This is a genomic window from Aquimarina sp. AU474 (assembly GCF_900312815.1).
Taxonomy (GTDB): domain Bacteria; phylum Bacteroidota; class Bacteroidia; order Flavobacteriales; family Flavobacteriaceae; genus Aquimarina.
In genome coordinates, this window is sequence record NZ_OMPE01000004.1 from 78,371 (window position 1) to 99,001 (window position 20,631).

Annotated in this window: 21 protein-coding genes; 6 read left to right on the forward strand and 15 right to left on the reverse strand. The window is 32.4% G+C overall.

All coding sequences use genetic code 11. The features are described 5' to 3' along the window. Nucleotides 1-6: 6 nt before the first annotated feature. From DK508_RS21505 to clpB, 5 genes are all read right to left on the reverse strand, one after another. Nucleotides 7-132: a hypothetical protein gene (locus DK508_RS21505; RefSeq protein ID WP_255411281.1), complete on the reverse strand. Its 126-nt coding sequence runs from the start codon at nucleotides 130-132 to the stop codon at nucleotides 7-9. Nucleotides 133-187: 55 nt separating this feature from the next. Beyond that, complete coding sequence (locus tag DK508_RS01660; RefSeq protein ID WP_109299005.1) at nucleotides 188-673, reverse strand: acyl-CoA thioesterase; 486 nt, start codon at nucleotides 671-673, stop codon at nucleotides 188-190. 46 nt (nucleotides 674-719) lie between these two features. Beyond that, on the reverse strand, nucleotides 720-1,316 hold the full coding sequence (locus tag DK508_RS01665; RefSeq protein WP_109299006.1) for a TetR/AcrR family transcriptional regulator: 597 nt from the start codon (nucleotides 1,314-1,316) through the stop codon (nucleotides 720-722). Nucleotides 1,317-1,418: 102 nt separating this feature from the next. Further along, nucleotides 1,419-2,063 carry a hypothetical protein gene (locus tag DK508_RS01670; protein ID WP_109299007.1) on the reverse strand — a complete coding sequence of 215 codons (645 nt, stop codon included), beginning with the start codon at nucleotides 2,061-2,063 and terminating at the stop codon, nucleotides 1,419-1,421. A 213-nt stretch (nucleotides 2,064-2,276) separates the two neighbouring features. After that, nucleotides 2,277-4,877: an ATP-dependent chaperone ClpB gene (clpB, locus tag DK508_RS01675; protein WP_109299008.1), complete on the reverse strand. Its 2,601-nt coding sequence runs from the start codon at nucleotides 4,875-4,877 to the stop codon at nucleotides 2,277-2,279. A 200-nt stretch (nucleotides 4,878-5,077) separates the two neighbouring features. On the opposite strand from clpB, the gene ytxJ reads away from it, so the two are divergent. After that, nucleotides 5,078-5,473, forward strand: coding sequence for a bacillithiol system redox-active protein YtxJ (gene ytxJ / locus DK508_RS01680; protein WP_109299009.1), 396 nt, complete (start codon nucleotides 5,078-5,080; stop codon nucleotides 5,471-5,473). A gap of 81 nt (nucleotides 5,474-5,554) precedes the next feature. Here the strand turns inward: ytxJ and DK508_RS01685 are convergent, their stop codons facing one another. Both DK508_RS01685 and fahA read right to left on the reverse strand, forming a co-directional pair. After that, entirely contained in the window at nucleotides 5,555-6,742 is a 1,188-nt protein-coding gene (locus tag DK508_RS01685; RefSeq protein ID WP_109299010.1) for a hypothetical protein, read from the reverse strand. A gap of 106 nt (nucleotides 6,743-6,848) precedes the next feature. Further along, nucleotides 6,849-8,129, reverse strand: coding sequence for a fumarylacetoacetase (gene fahA / locus DK508_RS01690; RefSeq protein WP_109299011.1), 1,281 nt, complete (start codon nucleotides 8,127-8,129; stop codon nucleotides 6,849-6,851). Between the two features lie 297 nt (nucleotides 8,130-8,426). Here fahA and glyA point away from each other — a divergent pair, with 297 nt between their 5' ends. Next, entirely contained in the window at nucleotides 8,427-9,698 is a 1,272-nt protein-coding gene (gene glyA / locus DK508_RS01695) for a serine hydroxymethyltransferase (RefSeq protein WP_109299012.1), read from the forward strand. Nucleotides 9,699-9,771: 73 nt separating this feature from the next. Here glyA and DK508_RS01700 read toward each other — a convergent pair whose 3' ends face one another. The 4 genes from DK508_RS01700 to DK508_RS01715 are packed head-to-tail and all read right to left on the reverse strand — an operon-like array spanning nucleotide 9,772 to nucleotide 12,062. Continuing rightward, on the reverse strand, nucleotides 9,772-10,377 hold the full coding sequence (locus tag DK508_RS01700; protein WP_109299013.1) for a carboxymuconolactone decarboxylase family protein: 606 nt from the start codon (nucleotides 10,375-10,377) through the stop codon (nucleotides 9,772-9,774). Then, nucleotides 10,364-10,888 (reverse strand): signal peptidase II, encoded by a 525-nt coding sequence (gene lspA / locus DK508_RS01705; protein WP_109299014.1) that lies wholly within the window; start codon nucleotides 10,886-10,888, stop codon nucleotides 10,364-10,366. Before lspA ends, DK508_RS01700 begins: the two co-directional genes overlap by 14 nt. 53 nt (nucleotides 10,889-10,941) lie before the next feature. Further along, nucleotides 10,942-11,472, reverse strand: coding sequence for a DUF4440 domain-containing protein (locus DK508_RS01710; RefSeq protein WP_109299015.1), 531 nt, complete (start codon nucleotides 11,470-11,472; stop codon nucleotides 10,942-10,944). Between the two features lie 29 nt (nucleotides 11,473-11,501). Then, on the reverse strand, nucleotides 11,502-12,062 hold the full coding sequence (locus DK508_RS01715) for a GNAT family N-acetyltransferase (RefSeq protein ID WP_235016243.1): 561 nt from the start codon (nucleotides 12,060-12,062) through the stop codon (nucleotides 11,502-11,504). Between the two features lie 48 nt (nucleotides 12,063-12,110). Here DK508_RS01715 and DK508_RS01720 point away from each other — a divergent pair, with 48 nt between their 5' ends. Further along, nucleotides 12,111-12,695, forward strand: a complete 585-nt coding sequence (locus DK508_RS01720) for a Crp/Fnr family transcriptional regulator (protein ID WP_370443810.1) — start codon at nucleotides 12,111-12,113, stop codon at nucleotides 12,693-12,695. A 125-nt stretch (nucleotides 12,696-12,820) separates the two neighbouring features. Here DK508_RS01720 and DK508_RS01725 read toward each other — a convergent pair whose 3' ends face one another. Beyond that, nucleotides 12,821-14,377, reverse strand: coding sequence for a hypothetical protein (locus DK508_RS01725; protein WP_109299242.1), 1,557 nt, complete (start codon nucleotides 14,375-14,377; stop codon nucleotides 12,821-12,823). A gap of 213 nt (nucleotides 14,378-14,590) precedes the next feature. Here DK508_RS01725 and lpdA point away from each other — a divergent pair, with 213 nt between their 5' ends. Next, the gene (gene lpdA, locus DK508_RS01730) at nucleotides 14,591-15,997 is read left to right on the forward strand and encodes a dihydrolipoyl dehydrogenase (protein ID WP_109299016.1); all 1,407 of its coding nucleotides are present in this window, start codon (nucleotides 14,591-14,593) and stop codon (nucleotides 15,995-15,997) included. Between the two features lie 64 nt (nucleotides 15,998-16,061). On the opposite strand, the gene DK508_RS01735 is transcribed toward lpdA, so the two are convergent. The 3 genes from DK508_RS01735 to DK508_RS01745 form a co-directional block, all read right to left on the reverse strand. Continuing rightward, nucleotides 16,062-16,526, reverse strand: coding sequence for a hypothetical protein (locus DK508_RS01735; protein ID WP_109299017.1), 465 nt, complete (start codon nucleotides 16,524-16,526; stop codon nucleotides 16,062-16,064). 144 nt (nucleotides 16,527-16,670) lie between these two features. Continuing rightward, entirely contained in the window at nucleotides 16,671-17,381 is a 711-nt protein-coding gene (locus DK508_RS01740; protein ID WP_109299018.1) for a LytTR family DNA-binding domain-containing protein, read from the reverse strand. Then, entirely contained in the window at nucleotides 17,371-18,132 is a 762-nt protein-coding gene (locus tag DK508_RS01745; RefSeq protein WP_235016244.1) for a sensor histidine kinase, read from the reverse strand. Before DK508_RS01745 ends, DK508_RS01740 begins: the two co-directional genes overlap by 11 nt. A gap of 519 nt (nucleotides 18,133-18,651) precedes the next feature. Between DK508_RS01745 and DK508_RS01750 the strand changes: the two genes are divergently transcribed. Then, a complete protein-coding gene (locus tag DK508_RS01750) occupies nucleotides 18,652-20,109 on the forward strand; it encodes an alpha/beta fold hydrolase (RefSeq protein WP_109299020.1) in 1,458 nt (485 codons plus the stop codon). A 51-nt stretch (nucleotides 20,110-20,160) separates the two neighbouring features. Next, nucleotides 20,161-20,583, forward strand: a complete 423-nt coding sequence (locus tag DK508_RS01755; RefSeq protein WP_160114519.1) for a MotA/TolQ/ExbB proton channel family protein — start codon at nucleotides 20,161-20,163, stop codon at nucleotides 20,581-20,583. The last annotated feature ends 48 nt before the right edge of the window (nucleotides 20,584-20,631 follow it).

The window sequence follows — 20,631 nt, forward strand, 5'->3', positions numbered from 1 at the left end:
ATAATATTAATCCAACATTCCCATTTGCCAAATAACAACGACCATAGAAAGAATAGCTATGATAAAAAATCCTACATAAATATACGAGCTTCTCTTTTTGTTAGAGGAGCCTAAATCCCCTGAAGATTTCATATGGTTAGATTTAAGTGGTTGTACATCTATATAAGACGAGTGAAAAGATAGAATGTTACACTTTTTGAGGCTTTAGTTGTGCTATTCTTTCTTCAAAACTTTTTGCGCCAACAGGATGTAATACACTTGCAAATAAACCCATCAAATTTTCATCATGATTCCAACGTTTTTGTTTTAATAAGTTAAAATGTACAAAAGTACTCCACATCACTGCTTTTAACTCTGTTTTGTTTTTATTCCACATTCTTATTTCAACATGTAATTGATTTTCGGTAAAATGAAATAATTGTGAATCAATTACTACATCTTCCATAAGTAATGCCGGTTTTAAGTATGCAATTTGATTAGACCCTACTACCCAGCTTATTCCTTGTGTTTTTGCCAAAGAAAATATGTCAAGCTTATAATACTGGTCAATTTGATCCTCACGTGCATTAATCATATAATTAATGTAAGCGGCATTGTTAAGGTGGTTGAAAGGGTCACAATCTTGAAACCTTATTTTGGCTTTGCTTTCTAATGTTTTAGGTAATGTTTTCATAGTTTTTAAGGTATTATACCAATCGGTATATTTTAAATTAAAAAAATTATTGTTTAAGTTCTTTTTGTATCATTTGGTCAATCTGATCCATAGTATCCAGCATATAACTGTTTTCATCCATGGTATGGGTCATAAAAATAGCTCCAGTAATCATACAGTATAATCGTTTAGCGTACTGCATAGAGTCGATATTTGATTTAATTTCGCCAACTTTTTTACCTGCATCTATAAGTCTAGCGACATTGTTTTGAATTTTATTAATTGAAAATTGCGCATATTCAAACAATATGTCATTTTGATGTTTTGAATCGATAGACATATTAATTACAGGACAACCACCAATTTCCTGTGTATAATTGTAGTAGTTTCTATAAAAATCCGTAACCAAAAATAATTGTTCAATAGGGGAGTTGCTCAACGATTGATGATCTGCAATACGCCTTAACATCTTTTTTTCGGTCATTCTAAAAGCCGCTATAGCTAATTCTTCTTTATTTTTAAAATTACCATAAATAGCACCTTTAGTTAAGCCCGTTGCTTTGGTAATATCACTCAAACTAGTAGCGGCATATCCATTTTTATTAAAAATTGGAGCTACAGTCTGGATAATAAACTCTGCGGTTTGTTCAGCTTTGGTAAGCATAGAAATTACTATTTGTAATGCAAATATATATAAAATATACCATTTGGTATATTTTGCAGAAAAAAAATACAAATAATGGAAATAGAAATGATCTGTTAAGGTTTAATTTAAGCCAGTATTGTTATAGATAATATCGTGTGGCTCTGTATTGGTAATACTTTTTGGTAGGTTACAGGCATCTTCGATTTCTGATTTTTGGTACTTCAGTAAAACATCAAACTTTTCTAATGCTTTCAAAGCTTGGTCGCACCCTACATTCTTATTTCTGACATATTGTGTCTTTTTGACTTTTGGATTGTTGCTTCGATTTTCATAATCCTTGAACTGGCATTTCAAAACATTTCTGTTTTTAAAATAAAAGCGTTCTTCCAAAGTTAACGTAACATCTATTTTTCGTAATCTCCCTGACTTACTTCTTTCGTAATCTTTATACCAAATATTGTGTATCGCGTATTGAAAGAATAGTTCATCGTCCCAAACATAAAATTCATCTCGATATTTTACATGACCTTGTGTATAGGTATGTACGATATGTTTTAATTCGGTACCATTATAATAAAAGGTTAACGCTCCGTTCTCTGAAGTTTCTTCACAGGAGTATTCTGTATGATGTTGTCTTAGTGCATTACTATCTACTAATTCTCTAATTAGTTGATATTTATTTTTAATATCAGACAAGGCTCCTTTTTTGTTTTGACCAAAACAAAGACATGTGCCGAGAAGAAGTAATACTAAAGTTGGTTTCATTGCGAATGCAATGTAAGTAAAACCATCTTTTTTTTTAGATTTAGTTATTAACTATTGTAGGAATAATTCTGTTAATATCTACGGTAAAACCGTAGTTTTCAAAGTTTTCATGTGCATAAAATGACTGTTGTTATTTTTGTGCCAAACCTTTGAACAAGCGATTTTTATTAAAAAATCGCTTGCTGAAGGTCCTATTTTTGTTAGTATTCTTGATTAAGAAACTAAATTTTCTTGATTTCTAAATACAAGGTTGTTGTTAAATTCATCGAGTAAAATTGTGCTATCAACGGAAATTTTCCCTGCAAGAATTTCTTTTGACAACTTGTTTAATACTTCTTTTTGGATGGTACGTTTTACCGGTCTGGCTCCAAATTCTGGTTGAAAACCTTTTTCCGAAAGGTGGTTGATAGCCTCATCAGTAGCATCCAAAGTGATATTCTGTTTTACCAGCATAGTCGAAACATGTAAAAGTTGAAGTTTTACAATTTCTGTTATATTCGATTTTGTTAGTGGTGTAAACATAACTATATCATCAATTCTATTTAGAAATTCTGGTCGAACAGATTGTTTTAGAAGACCAAGAACATCAATTTTTGCTGCTTCCATGGCTGTATCCATGTCTTTTATTGCTTCTAGTTTTTCTTGAATAATCTGACTTCCCATATTGCTGGTCATGATGATTATAGAATTTCTAAAATCTGCTGTTCTTCCTTTGTTATCTGTAAGCCTACCTTCGTCCAAAACTTGTAACAGAACATTAAAGGTGTCTGGGTGCGCTTTTTCAATTTCATCTAATAACACAACAGAGTATGGTTTTCTCCTAACAGCTTCAGTTAATTGTCCGCCTTCATCATACCCGACATACCCCGGAGGTGCACCTACTAATCTACTTACCGCATGACGTTCTTGATATTCGCTCATATCAATACGAGTCATCGCAGTTTCGTCATTAAAAAGATATTCAGCCAAAGCCTTTGCTAGCTCGGTTTTACCAATACCGGTAGTTCCTAAAAATAAGAATGATCCAATAGGCTTTTTCTGATCTTGTAATCCAGCTCGACTTCTTCTAACGGCATCACTTACTGCTTGTATGGCTTCTGTTTGGCCAACAACACGCTTTTTAAGCTCTTCTTCTAAAACTAAAAGCTTTTCTCGCTCACTTTGGAGCATTTTGGTTACAGGAACTCCAGTCCATTTTGCAACAACTTCTGCAATATCATCATTTGTAACTTCTTCCTTGATTAACGAAGAACTACTTTGTTGCGCACTTAATTGTTGTTGTAAATCTTCAAGTTTTTCTTGTGATTCTTTTATCTTACCATATCTAATTTCGGCGACTTTTCCATAATCACCATTTCGCTCTGCACGTTCGGCTTCTAGTTTAAATTCTTCAATATCTTTTTTGGTATTTTGAATGGCGTCTACAACTTCTTTTTCACTTTGCCATTTAGAGAATACCTCATTGCGTTCTTCTTTAATATTTGCCAAATCTGCATTTAACACCTTTAATTTGGATTCGTCATTTTCTCGCTTTATAGCTTCGATTTCAATTTCTAACTGCATCAATTTTCGATCTAGTACATCAAGCTCTTCTGGTTTAGAATTGATTTCCATTCTTAATTTGGCAGCTGCTTCATCCATTAAATCGATAGCCTTATCTGGTAAAAATCTATTGGTGATATAGCGTTGCGATAATTCTACTGCCGCTATAATAGCTTCGTCTTTAATACGTACTTTATGGTGCGTTTCGTATTTTTCCTTAATTCCTCGAAGAATAGAGATAGCACTTTCGGTATCGGGTTCGTCTACAACAACTTTTTGAAATCGCCTTTCTAGTGCTTTATCTTTTTCAAAATATTTTTGATATTCATCCAGAGTTGTTGCTCCAATTGCACGTAATTCTCCTCGGGCTAAAGCTGGTTTTAAAATATTGGCAGCATCCATTGCTCCTTGACCACCACCAGCTCCTACTAGCGTATGGATCTCATCTATAAACAATACAATATCACCGTTACTAGTGGTTACTTCTTTAACCACAGCCTTTAGTCGTTCCTCGAACTCTCCTTTAAATTTAGCACCAGCGATTAATGCTCCCATGTCTAACGAGAATATTCTTTTGTCTTTTAAGTTTTCGGGAATATCACCTGCAATAATACGGTGTGCCAATCCTTCTGCGATTGCTGTTTTTCCTACCCCTGGCTCACCAATAAGCATTGGATTGTTTTTGGTACGTCGAGAAAGAATTTGTAGTATTCTACGGATCTCTTCATCACGACCAATTACAGGATCTAACTTACCATTTTCTGCTAATTCGTTCAGGTTTTTTGCGTACTTGTTTAATGCTTGATACGTTTCTTCGGCATTTTGTGATGTTACACGTTCTCCTTTTCTTATTTCATTAATAGCTTCGCTAAGATGTTTTTCTGTAACGCCTTGGTCTTTTAGTATTTGTGCAATTTTGCTTTTAGATTTGAAAATTGCCATAATTAAATGTTCTATAGAAACATATTCATCATTCATCTTTTTGGCAACAATACTGGCTTCATTAAGAGATTTACCAGCTTCTCTTGATATTTGTAATTCTCCTCCCGTAACTTTTGGGAAACTCTCTAGGGTGCTATCTAAGACTTGCTGTAATAATGCAAGATTAACATCGAGTTTTTTTAGTAAAAAAGGGAGTACATTTTCGTCAACATCAAAAATAGCTTTAAAAATATGTTCATTCTCTATTTGTTGATGCCCAAAACCTTGGGCAAGCTGTTGTGCCTGCTGTACGGTTTCTTGTGATTTTATAGTGAAATTATTAAAATTCATTTTCGTTTATTTTGAGTTCATTCAGATAAAATCAAATAGTATTCCTATTGCCTACAAGTGTCAAAATGTCTCTAAATCCATCGATATAGCTGACTTTTTGGCTTATTGTAATGTTGTTGCTTTTACAACGACGAAAAAATGATAATTATTAAATATAGGAATCATTTACTTAAGTTTGTAATAAATTAAAGGAAAAGAAAATGGGAATATTAGGAAAGTTATTTGGATCAGATGAGCAATCTAAAAAAGAAGAAAAGCAAGCATTACCTTGGCAAAAGTTAACATCAGTTGAGCAGTTGGATCAGATCGAAAAGGCTTCCAAAGGAAAAACTCAGGCTATTTTCAAACACTCTACGCGATGTGGTATAAGTAGAATGGTAATCCGGAATTTCGAAAGTAGTTTTGATCTTACGGCGGATCAAGTAGATCTTTATTACTTAGATTTATTAAACTACAGAGAACTTTCTTCAGAAATTGCGGCTAGATTCCAGGTATTTCATGAATCTCCACAATTTATAGTCGTTAGGAATGGAAATACAGTACATCATGCTTCCCACAGTGCGATCACACCGCAAGTGTTACATCAATTTGTTTAGATAAACAGATATATATATATATATATATAAAGAGGTCTTAAAAAGACCTCTTTTTTTTATAGTATAGATATACTAATTTGCTTATTTGAATCTGTAATTGGTAATGATATTCTTTAATTTATTTTTCAAATCTTCACCAGAGTCATATACCATTTGCTCGTTTGAAGGAAATTGTACAGCTTGTAGTCCTAAGAAACGAACTAAGTCATCTTCTAGGGCACGCTTATCACCACTATAGTTTGCGTAAATATGTTCAAATACAAACTCGCTTCCGATAGGAAAAGCTTCTAATAGTTGTTTTGTTCTTAAATTTTTATATTGAACGTTTCCAACTACATTTGCCGCCTTGAACTGTTTGAATTCATAATACTCGCAACGTACTTTTACCATTTTGTCAACTTTAACTTTGTTTCCTTCTTCATCTTTTACGATTTCGCCATTTTCATCTACTAGATATTCCCATCCATCTTTAACCAATTTTTCTTTTTCTAGTTGACGTTCTCTTACTTGTTCTGGAGAGATATTAATTTCTCTAAAAGTAACCTCCATCGAATAATCGTACTTCACAGATTTTTGAGGTTGACTGTGATAAACCGTCCATAAATCATTTAGACCATAGGTTCCAAAATTTAATAAATCTGCTTCTAGACGTTTTGGAATAATCACATTAGTTTTATTTTTCATGTCAACCTTAACAAAATCGGTTCCTTTGTAATGTGCTTCCTCGATCATTTGATTGGCATCTTTATAATTAGGAGTTATTTTGTTTAGATATACAAGGTCATCATAAACCGCTCTAAAATCTGTTTTACGTTGAGCACTAGATAATAATCCTTTTGCACTATTATACAAATACTTGGTTAATTTGTCTTTTGTACTCAAGATTTTTTGATCGTAATTATTCATAGAGAAATTGGCGTTACGACCTTGTTCAACAAGATATAATGGTAATAATGGTTTTATTTGTTCTTGCCTATTTTTTAACGTTTGATAGGTGTTATAGATACGTTCGAGATTGGCAGGGTTACCATCTTTTTCTAGATAATCGATGGCGCTAATATCACGATCTACAACCTTTACATACGCTTCTTCGAGCATTTTTATATAAGGCTGTTTACCTTTTTTCTCTTTATTGGTTCTTAACTTATTTAAGGCAATGTTTATTGCCTGATCATAGTTTCCGGTATTGAGTGCCTTCTCAGTTTGTTTGACACTACTACAGGAAGAAATTATCGCTAGTATTGTAAAAGAAAGTAGTAGTTTTTTCATGTCTATGTTTTTTAGATTTGGGATACAAAATCAACTTTAATGCCAAAAGATAGCAAAAAAACCTCGAAATACTGTTTTTCGAGGTTTTTCGGTAGCTTAGGAGGTGTTATTTTTTAAAGACTGGAAGCAGTTTTGTAGACACTTCTCCAAATCCTATTCTTACATTTTCCTTTTCACAATACCCTCTCATAATGACAGTGTCATTGTCTTCGATAAATTTACGACTCCCTCCTGTATCAAGTTGAACTGGTTTTTCTCCTCTCCAACTTAATTCTAGCATAGATCCATAAGAATCAGGTGTAGGTCCTGATAATGTACCACTACCCATCATATCTCCAGAGTTTATAGGACAACCATTAACGGTATGGTGAGCAAGTTGCTGAGCCATATTCCAGTACATATATTTAAAATTACTGTGGCTTACTATAGTTTCTTTTTCTTTATCGGGTTGGATAGCAACTTCTAGATTGATATCAAAGCTCTTTTTCCCTTTAGATTGTAAATAAGGAAGTTGTTCTTTTAATGGTTTTGGGCCATTAGTTCTAAAAGGTTCTAAAGCATCTAGTGTTACAATCCACGGCGATATTGAAGATGCAAAGTTCTTACCTAGAAAAGGACCTAGGGGTACATATTCCCATTTTTGAATATCACGAGCACTCCAATCATTAAATAGAACTAATCCAAAAATATAATCTTCAGCTTCTTCTATAGGAATCGGTTCTCCTAATTGATTTGCATCTGTAGTGATAAAGGCCATTTCAAGTTCAAAATCAACTAATCGTGAAGGTCCAAAAATAGGCTCAGTAGCACCGTTAGTTAATTTTTGACCTTGTGGCCGATGTACAGGGATGCCCGAAGGGATTATAGAACTACTACGTCCATGATACCCTACTGGTAAATGTAGCCAATTAGGCATGAGGGCGTTATCTTTTCCTCTAAACATAGTGCCCACATTGGTTGCATGTTCTATACTACTATAAAAATCGGTATAATCTCCAATACTCACAGGAAGTTGCATTTCAATTTCATCAAGAGAAAAAAGAACTTCTTTTCTGTGATCCTTATTGTTTTTTAGTGTTTCGTTTTCTGCATCAAAAATATCGGCAATTCTATTGCGCACTAATCTCCACGTTTTTTTCCCATCAGAAATAAAATCATTTAGAGAATCTTGTAAGAAGATATCATCGGTTAATGGGATTCCTTCAAAATATCCAAGTTGATGAAGAGCTCCAAGGTCTATTGCAGTATCACCAATTCTGGTTCCTATAGTTATGATATCATCCCTAGTAAGAAATACTCCAAAAGGAATGTTTTGTATAGGGAAATCTGTATTTGTAGAGGTTTTAATCCACGTTTTTCTGTCGGGATAATTTGCTGTTATGGGCATTATGGTCTTTTTAATAAGTTGTTGGTAATTCCTATGATCAAATATATAATTTTCGAGCGGTTATAGGTTTTTAATTTTGTGAAAAATATATAAAAAAATGATAAGATATGGTAATACATTCATTTATGTATTGTTTTTGATGGTTAGCGGGTTACACAACAACAATAGTTATTTTTTGGAGAATAGTTTGAGTAAATCATAAATGTGAACAAATTGTTCATATTTATTAAGGTTTTTTAGAGTTGATGTAAAGAATGTATTTGCTATTTTAGCAACTTTATTAACAAACTAGAATTCATGCAACGCGACGAACAAATATTTGATTTAATTCAGGACGAAAAAGAACGTCAGATTAACGGATTAGAACTCATTGCATCCGAGAACTTTGTAAGTGAACAAGTAATGGAAGCAGCAGGTTCTGTATTAACTAATAAATATGCAGAGGGGTATCCCGGAAAGCGATATTATGGCGGATGTGCTGTTGTAGATATCGTAGAACAAATAGCCATTGATCGCGCCAAAGAATTATTTGGAGCAGCATATGCTAATGTTCAGCCTCATTCTGGATCACAAGCTAATACAGCTGTATATCATGCATGTTTAAAACCAGGAGATAAAATATTAGGTTTTGATCTTTCTCATGGAGGACATTTAACTCATGGATCACCAGTTAATTTCTCTGGTAAATTATATAATCCAGTTTTTTATGGAGTAGAGAAGGAGACTGGTAAGTTAAACTATGATAAAATTCAGGAAGTAGCAACTCAAGAAAAGCCTCAGTTAATTATTGCTGGTGCTTCTGCTTATTCCCGAGAGATTGATTATAAAAGATTTAGAGAAATTGCGGATAGTGTTGGAGCAATTCTTATGGCAGATATAGCACACCCAGCAGGATTAATTGCTAAAGGTGTGATATCAGACCCTGTACCATATTGTCATGTGGTTACCACAACTACACATAAAACACTAAGAGGGCCTAGAGGTGGTTTGATCCTTATGGGCGAAGATTTTGAAAACCCTTTTGGAATAACATTAAAGAGTGGTAAGAAAAGAATGATGTCTTCTTTGTTTGATAGTGCAGTATTTCCTGGTAATCAAGGAGGGCCTTTAGAGCATATTATTGCAGCAAAGGCAATCGCATTTGGAGAAGCGCTAACAGACGAGTTTTTACATTATATTGTACAGGTTAAGAAAAATGCTGCAGTAATGGCTGAAGCTTTTGTTAATAAAGGATATGAAGTGATTTCTGGAGGTACGGATAATCATATGATGCTTATTGACCTACGTAACAAGAATGTTACTGGTAAACAAGCTGAAGAGGCATTAGGAGTAGCAGAAATTACCGTAAATAAAAATATGGTTCCTTTTGATGACAAATCTCCTTTTGTAACTTCTGGTGTGCGTATAGGTGTATCGGCAGTAACTACTCGAGGATTAAAAGAAAATGATATGCTGGCTATCGTAGAGCTTATTGATAAGGTAATTATTAATATTGAAAACGAAGAAGCATTACATAATATAGCTGATGAAGTAAATGCAATGATGGCAGATAAACCTTTGTTTGTCTAATTGTATTAAAATTATGAATTATAAAAAAATGCGTGTTTTTAAAACACGCATTTTTTATGGTTTTTATTAAAAATTATGAGTGCTCCCAGCTTTCGGCATCATCACTATTATTTGGAGAAAGCCCGATAATATCTCCCTCCGTGTTTACACCAAGACCAACTACCGTTCGATTCACATAATTAAAATAACTAACGACTTGATTGATTTCTAGAATCTCACCATCGGTAAGTTTTTGTTTTCTAAGAAGATGAATATCCGATTCGACAATTGTGTGATGTGATAGTGTTAGTTTTTTTGCATATTCTATACCTGCTAGGTACTGAAACTTAAAACACTTGGTCATATCATCTTCGATAATACAAGACAAGATTTCCTGAAACTTGATATCATCGTTTAATAATCTTTTTAATCCGGCAGAGTGATGATCTACACAATAGCTACATTGATTAAGATGACTTACATAAACTCCTAAAGTCTCTAAATACCACTTAGGTAAGGTGTTATTAGAATTATGTAAAACATTTTTATATAACCCCATATGACCAATTAGAGTATGCGGTCTTAAACTATGAATAGATAAAACATTATCTATAGTATCGTTAGAGCCTTTAACTCTATTGTATGTTTTTTTTAATTGCCCAGTCGCCTCGCTAAACGGTATTTCTTTAATCCAACTCATGTTGTTTTTCTTTAAAAAAGGAATCTTTTTTGTTAAAAATAGCACTACTTAACACCAAAATAGATCCAAGCATAACAGATACATCTGCCATATTAAATATTTCGGTTTTAATAATACCAAGGTCTAAAATTAGAAAATCCGTTACCGAACCATACATAATACGATCAAATAGGTTGCCTATCCCACCACCAATAATAAATGCAAAACCAATGATGGTTTCTTTGGAGTAATTGGTTTTAATTAGGATTTGTCTTAACAAAAATAATAGTACAAGTATAGGTACTATCTGTAAGAAGATGATTTTGAGGACAGGGCTTAAATTTGAACCTAAACTATATGCTGCGCCTGTATTCTCGACCTTTGTTAATAGAAAATTGTCTTGAAAAACCTGTATTCGTTCATAAGGTTCTATGGTTTTTCGCACCACATTTTTAGAAATCTGATCGCAGCTAACATTTAATAATACTAGTAATAGTATAAATGAGATTTTTATTTTTCGAGTAAATTTCATTTTGATCAAAGAAGGATTTATTTTTTCAAAAGTAATAGTAATAAGTAATTATTTTATTGTTTCCAGTAACTTTTATATTCCGAAATGGGATAGGCTGTCTCAAAACTTTCTTTGGTTATAGTTTTATTTTCATTAGAATCGTAGTCTAAACTTATTTTCCAATTTTCATCTTCGGGTTTTAACAACAAATGAAATTGACCATATGAAGTTTTCAATTGATTTTTGTCATTAGTGTACACTACTTTGTAAATTCCTCTATCCGAAACCAGCGAATCAGAATATATTCTCTCGAATAGTCGAAAATCAATTGTGGCCGTTTTTCTATTAGGATCACTCCATCTTTTTTGATAGCCTTCTAGATATGTAGTTGCATTTTTGATTTCGCCTCCGTTTCCGGATATACGAATCATTTCCTTACTATGGATAGAAGCAAATAAATCATAATCTAAAGTCTCGAATGCTTTAGAGAATTCTTTATAAATGTCAGCATTTATTTTATCATGTATAGAAGCTTTTTGGCCTACAATACCATTGATACAAATTATTAAGAGAATAGATAGAGTACTGATTTTTTTAAGCCACATGATTATAAATAGTATTAAAACAATTAATGTTATTTTGATATTTGATAGAGCACGCAATCCTTTAATCTGAGATCATCAGTTAGTTTGGGGTGTTCAAAAGTTTTTATCCTTTGCATTCCGATTTTTTTCATGATCAACTCAGATTTTATATTTATCTCAGGAGCTACAGAGTAAATTTCATCTAACCCCACTTGATTAAATCCATAATCTAAACATGCTTTTGCACCTTCGGTAGCAAAACCCTGATTCCAGATACTTTTTTTAAGCCGCCACCCTATATCTACAAACGGCCCTAAATCATTAAGATAAGTTTGCTCACATAGGCCAATAAACCCTATAAACTCCTTATTTTCTATAATATCAACGGCAAAATAACAAAATCCTTTTTCATCTAGCATACTACGCATGCGTTGCATAAAGTTTTGAGTATCTTTTTTAGAAGGTTTAAAAGGGAAAAATTCCATAACATCATCATCTTCATTTATTTCTGATAGAATATTGATATCAGTATCCGTCCAATTACGAAACCCCAATCTTGAAGATTGAAATAAGTATGCGCCCATTATTATTTTTATATCTAAAATAGGCATTAAAATCTATTTTTCTTTTAAAAATGTTTTCTTTGTAAGTATAAAGAAGTGGACATATTGATTACACATCCGTTACATAAGCATTTATCAAAAGAAATTGATTTAAGTAAAGAAGAATTTGATATTATTTTAGAATACTTTACTCCTTTAAGTTTCAAAAAAAAATCTTTAGTAATAACTTCGAATCAATATGTTTCAGATCAATATTTTGTACTCAAAGGTTGTTTACGAACATATCTTTTAGATACTAGTGCCAAGGAGCATACGTTACAATTTGCTATAGAAAACTGGTGGTCTAGTGATTATATTTCATATTATACGGGTGTAAAATCTATTCTTAATGTTGAATGTATAGAGGATACAGATCTCTTAAAGGTTAAAAAAGAAGATTTAGAACAATTACTTCTAAGGATACCTAAATTGGAACATTTTTTTAGAAAACAGTTAGAAAGTGCTTTTGTTTCTTTTCAGAAAAGAATACTTTCTAATTTGAATAATACTGCCGAAGAACGGTATACTACATTTTTGACTCGTTATCCTAATATCGAACAAAGAGTGAAAAATTATCAAATCGCTTCTTATCTTGGCATAACTCCAGAGAGTCTTAGTCGAATCCGAAAACAAGTAAAATGATAATTTTTATTCAAACTTATCATTTAAATAAACATTTTAAGAGGGGTATCCAAAATACTAATCGTAATGGAATATCATTTTTCCTAGAACTTGAAACTTATATTTTACTTAAATCCTAGAGAATATTAATTTCCTTGATCAAAAACAATGCTTTCATATGCACCAATATCCGGAGCTGTTGTGCTACGGGTAACACCTAAAATATCCGCACCAAAAGTTGGAGTAGATGCTTGACCATTTGCTGCAGAGTTATCTCCGATATTTAACATGTTTTCGAAAGGATCTTTAAAATCAGGATCTTCATTTAGAATAATATCTTCATATAAACTCGTATTAGAGAAATCATACAAAGGATCGTCAGTAAATTGATTATTAAAATCGTTAAATCTTATAAGGCAATTCTTGAAGTTGTAATTAAATGCCGTTCCGTCTATCTTGCTTAATATAAGCTCGAGATCTTGATTACTATATATGATGCAATCCGTAAAATTAGCGGCCAATAAATCAGCAACTACAACCTCACTTTCACTAATTTGTATATTATTATCAATAAGCACTGTCGGTAATTGTCTAAAACCTGATCCAATACTAGAGTAATTTGTAAAAGTGCAATGATTAAAATTGTATGTTCCTCCAAGAGAACAATTAAGCGATACCTGCCCCGCATTATTGATTACAAGATTTTCTCCTAAAATATTACCCGTACGAGCAAGTAAACCTACGTTGGCACTATTATAAATTTGAGTATTCCTTATGGTTAGAGTAGGGATAGAACCACCATCATTAGAATCCATTAAAATACCGGCAGTTGCATTTTTTATAGTAGCATGATTGATAGTATGACCGGTACTACCAGCGGTAAGCCAAATAGTTCCCCATTGTCCTGGAATATCACTAAACTCTGGTTCTAGGCGATCACCTTCAAAAATCACTTCATTTTCCATGAGTTCTGGGTCAGTACTTAATTCTCCATTTACTTCAAGAGTACCATTATTAGCTACAATAATTCCTGAATCGGCATGAAAATGTATCCTGGCACCAGGATCTATAACTAATGTTTTTCCGCCTGGTACAGCAGCATATCCATAAATAACATATGGTTTTTCGTTAGTGAAATTAAGTTGATTATCTTCTAAAAAAAAGCCTTCTATTCGTATCTCATTATTTTCATCATCCAAGCCTAATAATAAGGTTTCAACATCTCCAGTCATTGCATCGCGTGAGGGAAATAGGAAAACAGCATCTTTTACCAAAGTTACCAAATCCACATCTTGCTGACTTCCGTTGGGATCAAAAAGGATTCGATCTGTATATATAAACTCTAAATCGTTGGTTTGATCTGTGATATCCGTAGTAGTTTCTACAAAAACAAAGATACTATCCTTTGCCAGTACTTGTATGTTCTCGAAAGATTTGCCTGGTATACCATCTACATTTAGTCTGTAGTTAGAGCTTTCTCCACGTTCTAATGCAATAGAGGGAATCGTAAAATCATCGTTGGTACGATTATAGACTTTAAAACTATAGGTACTAGAACCAATATTGGTAAAAACTGTATCCAAAAATAAAGTATCGATAGAGAATTGTAAATTCCCTGTACTAGGACCTGATTCAAAATCATTACGACAGGAGCTCCAGAGAACTATTACTACAAGTAAAAAAAGAGTAGATAAAAAGCGCATTATATTTCGGTTTTTAAACATTCTAAACGGTTATATAATCAAAAGAATGTATTAGAAAATCTAGTGATATCTAATTTGAGTTAAATGTATAACTTTTTATGTAGTCGTAATATTGCTTTTTAATAAAAATTTGAGAAGAACAGTGCTTCGGTAAGAAGTAAAACATTTGTACATTTGCTTTTCATAATTAATACCACAACATAATAATCTATTATGAGTATATATGATGTAGCCGTTATTGGCTCTGGACCTGGTGGATATGTAGCCGCAATTAGATGCGCTCAACTAGGTATGAAAACCGCAATAATCGAAAAATATTCAACTCTTGGAGGGACATGCCTTAATGTTGGATGTATACCAAGTAAAGCTTTATTGGATTCTTCTCATCACTATGAACATGCTGTAAAACATTTTGCTGATCATGGGATTGATATTCCGGGGGATGTAAAAATTAATATAGAGAAAATGATTGCTCGTAAACAAGCAGTTGTAGATCAAACTACTGGTGGAGTTGAGTTTTTAATGAAAAAAAATAACATTGATGTGTTTGAAGGAATGGGATCTTTTAAAGATGTAACTCACATTAATGTTACTAAGACAGATGGCTCTGTAGAGACCGTAGAAGCAAAACATACGATCATTGCAACTGGATCTAAGCCTTCTACACTTCCATTTATTAAATTAGACAAGAAGAGAATAATCACTTCTACAGAAGCTTTGAAGCTTAAAGAAATACCGAAGCATCTTGTAGTTATTGGTGGTGGAGTGATTGGGTTAGAATTAGGTCAGGTATATCGTCGTTTAGGAGCAGAGGTTTCGGTGATCGAATATATGGATAGAATTATCCCTGGGATGGATAAAGGGTTATCAAGAGAGTTGCAAAAAGCAATGAAGAAACAAGGTGTAAAGTTTTACACTTCTCATAAAGTTACTGAAGTAAAAACTACCACAAAACAGGTGACAATTACGGCGGATGATAAAAAGGGAAATCCAGTTGAGTTTAAAGGAGATTATTGCTTAGTATCTGTAGGCCGTAGACCATATACTGATGGATTAAATGCTGAAGCTGCTGGAGTAAAAATTAATGATAGAGCTCAGGTTGAAGTAAATGATCATTTACAGACTAATGTGGCAAATATATATGCTATTGGAGATGTAATAAAAGGGGCAATGTTGGCGCATAAAGCCGAAGAAGAAGGTGTTTTTGTTGCAGAAACATTAGCTGGACAAAAGCCGCATATTGATTATAATTTGATTCCTGGAGTAGTGTACACGTGGCCAGAGGTTGCCGCTGTTGGTAAGACCGAAGAAGAATTAAAAGAAGCAGGAGTTAAGTATAAATCAGGACAATTTCCGTTTAGAGCTTTGGGTAGAGCCAGAGCAAGTGCGGATTTAGATGGTTTTGTGAAAATTCTGGCCGATGAAAGTACGGATGAGGTATTAGGTGTTCATATGGTAGGGGCACGTTGTGCAGATTTAATTGCCGAAGCAGTAACAGCTATGGAGTTTAGAGCTTCTGCCGAGGATATTTCACGTATGTCACATGCGCATCCAACTTTTACTGAAGCCATAAAGGAGGCTGCATTGGCAGCAACAGATAATAGACCTTTACACGTATAAGATTAGATAAATATTAGATATAAAAAATGCGAGTTATATACTCGCATTTTTTATATCTAATATTTTATTTGGCATTGCTCCCTATATTACCCGCCGCTATGATAATAGATTCATTATCATTATTGAGAATTTTGATATGACCGTCAAACTGAATTAACTCTTCATAAGTAATCGGTGTTGCAGGAGTGTTAGGGTCTTGATAGTCTAGATTAGAAATAATATGTGCTCCCGTACCAAACTCTCCATTTATTGCACCAACTGAAATAGCGATGTCGCCATCTTCTGTGATTGAATTATTATAAATATTAGCGGTGTAAGATTTTTCAGATTCAGTACCACTAAGTGTTAGAGAAACAATAATTTGCCCGCTACTGAATTTTTCAAATGTTGCTGTGCCATTAATCCCTGAATTGTTTAACTCTTTTATAATAAATTCTTGAGACGTTACAAGTTCATCATTGTCATCATCATTATTACAAGATGAACAAAAGAAAGAAGTAGTAAGTAAAAGTAAAATTAAATTTTTCATGTAAATAGGTTTTTAAGATTTTCCTAAGGACTCTGGTCACCATGGTATGTTACATAAAAAACAACTGGTTTTTCTAAATCTATTATTTTCTATTTAATTAGGATAAAATAAATGAAGATGTTGAAAAAAATAAATGTTTAAGAATTATATATTTTCTAATCTAGCTAAAACTTCAGTTTTATAATTCCTGCTAATAGGTATAGATTTATTATTAAGTATCAATTCTTCATTCGAAAAAGAATCTATTTTCTGTATCGCAATAATGAATGAACGGTGGGTTCGCATAAATTTTTGAATAGGTAACTTAGCTTCAATATTACTTATAGTTTCTCTGGTTATAATAGTCTCATTAATACAATAGATTTTTATATAATCACTATGACTTTCGATATATACAATTTCAGAGAAATCTATTTTTTTCATTCTTCTATCAGAGCGTACAAAAATAAAATCGCTAGGCTCTGTTTTTTCAGTTTTTACCGTCGAAGTTTTATGATGCGTTTCGAAATAATTATTAATCGCTTTAAGAAGTCTTTCAAACGAAACAGGTTTTAATAAATAATCTACGGCGTGCAGATCAAAACCATCAATAGCATATTCTCTATAAGCAGTGGTGAAAATGATTTTAATATCTTTATTGATAGATTTAGCAAACGAAATACCCGAGATTTCGGGCATATTAATGTCTAAAAAGATAAGATTTACTTTTTGCGAATTGATACAGTTAAAAGCTTCTAACGCATTACCGCATTCGCCAACAACTTCGATGCGATCAATCTTTGCTAAATGATCTGCGATAATTTCTCTCGCAGTAGGTTCATCATCTACTATGATACATGATATTTTAGAACTCATTTGTAGATGTTTTTAGGTTTTTTAATGTTAATTCCACAGTATGGTACTTGTTGTTTTTTGAAATTTTAAGTTCATGATTATCCCCATATGCTAATGATAATCTTTTTTTGATATTAGTTAATCCAATTCCTTTTTTGTCCTCTTTTTCAAAAGGGTGGATAGAGTTTTTAATCATAAAATGAATTTCATCATTAATACACTTAAGATGTATGTATATGGATAGTTTTTGATCAATAATTTGCCCGTGTTTAAAGCTGTTTTCAACAAAAGGAATTAATAACATAGGTGCTACTTGAATGGTTTCCTTAATTTTTTCAAGGTTCAAAGTTATATCCAAAACATCGCTAAAACGCATTTTTTCTAAGGCTATGTAATCATTAATATGATTTATTTCCTCTTGTAAAGGAACCAATGGTTTATCTGATTGGTATAAAAGATAGTCAAGTAGATTAGAAAGTTTTAAAATCATTTCGGGAGTATCTTCTGATTTCTTTAAAGCAAAACCATATAATGTATTTAGTGTATTAAAAAGAAAATGTGGATGAATTTGCATTTTTAGATAATTCAATTCTTGTTCTTTAAACTTTAATTGAGTTTCAAGAATCCGATTTTTAAGCTCTTGATTTATCGAGGTAGATTTAAAATTATGCTGCACCAAACTTAATGCACTAGCAATAAATACTACAAAATATACTGCAATAAATAGAAATAATGGACTACGAGTCATAGGAGCCATGTTATCTATTTGCATTAAAGAAAGATATATCAAACCATAAAAAAAAGAGATTACAATAAACAGCGCCGAAATGATTATAGTGTAAATACAATAAACGCAAAACTGAAGGTATTTTTCTTGTATTAAGTATTTTGGGATTAAAAGATCAATAACCGTGTATGTCGTTCCTATGGTTACTGGCATTAGAAAAAGAGAAAAAGAAAAAGTGTAATTGATGTTTTCACTGTTATAACCAAAAAAATAGGTGTAACAGAATAAAATCACGACCCAAAAGATAGTGTGCAGTAGTAATTTAGTTATTTTTCTTAGTATAAACTGTTTAGAAAGCATGCTATGATAAAGGATGATAATATCTGTATAATTTTTGAAAAACACACCATTTATGAGACAGATGACCATATTAGCATAGTTTTAAACAGGTAGGATGTTATTAATAAAGTAACCTTGTTATAACCTGAGTGAATCCTGCGATCTATCGCAAATGCAACCATAGAAAAACATTTGTATTTAGTTTTGATTCAAATATAAAATACAATGAAAATATTTGAACTCTTTTTAATACTATCAATTTTTGGTTTTTTAATTAGCTTCTTTTTGAAATTTGACGCAATCAAAAAATGGACACTCTATTCTAGTATTTTATTTTTAATGATTCATTTGTTGATAGAAGGAAATCGATGGCAATTATATCCTGTATATGGCTTATGTGCTCTAATACCAATACTGTATTATTTCCCAAATATAAAAAAGTGGGCGAAGGTTATTGTTGTAAGTTTTGCCATGCTTAACTGTGGAGTAAGCTTTGCTTTAGGAATATTAATGCCTGTAATGAAATTTCCAGAACCGTCGGGTTCTTTTTCAATAGGTGTGCAATCGTTGTATCTTGAAGATAAATCGCGTAAAGAGTTACTCACCAAAGATGATACAGATTATAGAAAGTTATCGGTACATATTTGGTACCCATCTCATCAAAAAATTGCTAAGCCCGAAAACTATATGGATCAAGGGTATGCAGAAGTGTTTATAAGGAGTAAAAATATGCCATCGTTTATTGCCGGACATTTTGATTTGACCAAGATGCATATAGAACGAGAACTATCCATAACAAACACTAATAAATTGCCCATAATTATATTATCGCATGGGCTACTGTGGAATAGTGAAATGTATACTACTATCATCGAAGAAATCGTAAGCAAGGGGTATATTGTTATAGGTATTGATCATACATACGAAACCTTTCTTACAGAGTATAAAGGTAAGCGAATCTCATGGAGTAGAGAAAATATACACAAGATGAATACCAATTTAGATTTTAAGCAATACAAAGAATACGAAAAACTATTCACTCTAGAAAAAGATACGATCAAAAAACATGATTTTATGAGGAAGGCTATACACTCACTTCCGTATTTTGAGAGTTTAGATAGATGGTCAAACGATATTTCATTTGTAATAAATCAGTTAGAAAACTTCAATGTAAATACAAACCATTTCTTATATCAAAAATTAGATATGGATAGTGTTGGTTTACTAGGGCATTCATGGGGTGGTGCCGCTGTGACTCAAAATGCAGCTGTTAATAATAAGGTTAAGGCCGTAATTAATATGGACGGTGCGCAATGGGGGAGGTTAATCGATCAGAAACTAGAGGTTCCTTTAATGACCTTATTAGCGGATAGAGATTATCAATCATTTTTTACACCTAATTTTTATGTATATGATAAGGTAGTAAAAGATGATTTCTATGAAATAATTATTAAAGGCACAGGACACGCAAATTTTGGTGATATGTCCTATTGGACAAAATTGCATTCACTTACAGATACAGGAAACATTAATCCAATACGAATGACACATGTTACAAATAAATTGATACTAAGTTTTTTTGATAAATATGTTAGAAATAATGATACGAATCTACTAAAAAACTTTTCTGCTAGCGAATATCCTGAAGTTGTAATATCGCTAAAAAAGAAGAATGAGAAATAATTTATAAACTTCTCTAGTATTTACAATATGTTTAACTTAATTTTAAAAATCATGATATTATTTTCTTTTCTATTACTACAGAGTAGGTCACTTTTTTTTGGTCCATTTGGTTTGTTACAAGATGGAGGAATGTTTTTTATGTTTCCTATACTACTAATGCTTCTTTTAGTACTTTTTTTGACGCTGAAAAACTTCTTGGTAATAAGACAGCAAGGATTTCCTTCTGCAAAATATATAAAGCTTATAAACTCGATAGGTTTATTAACTCTAGTTTGGGGGGTATTAGGACAATTAGTAGGTTTGGTAGAAGCATTTGATAAGATCGAGTTGCTAGGAGAAATTTCTACTCCTTTGTTGGCCGGAGGATTAAAGATATCTGCATTGTCTACTATATTTGGATTTTTTGTATTCGTTGTTTCTAGAGTTTCCAGCATCATATTTACTTGGATGCAAAAAGAAGAATCGAATCAATAATACCTTTTTTCAACACTAATAATTCCTGATTCATGAAGATGAATCAGG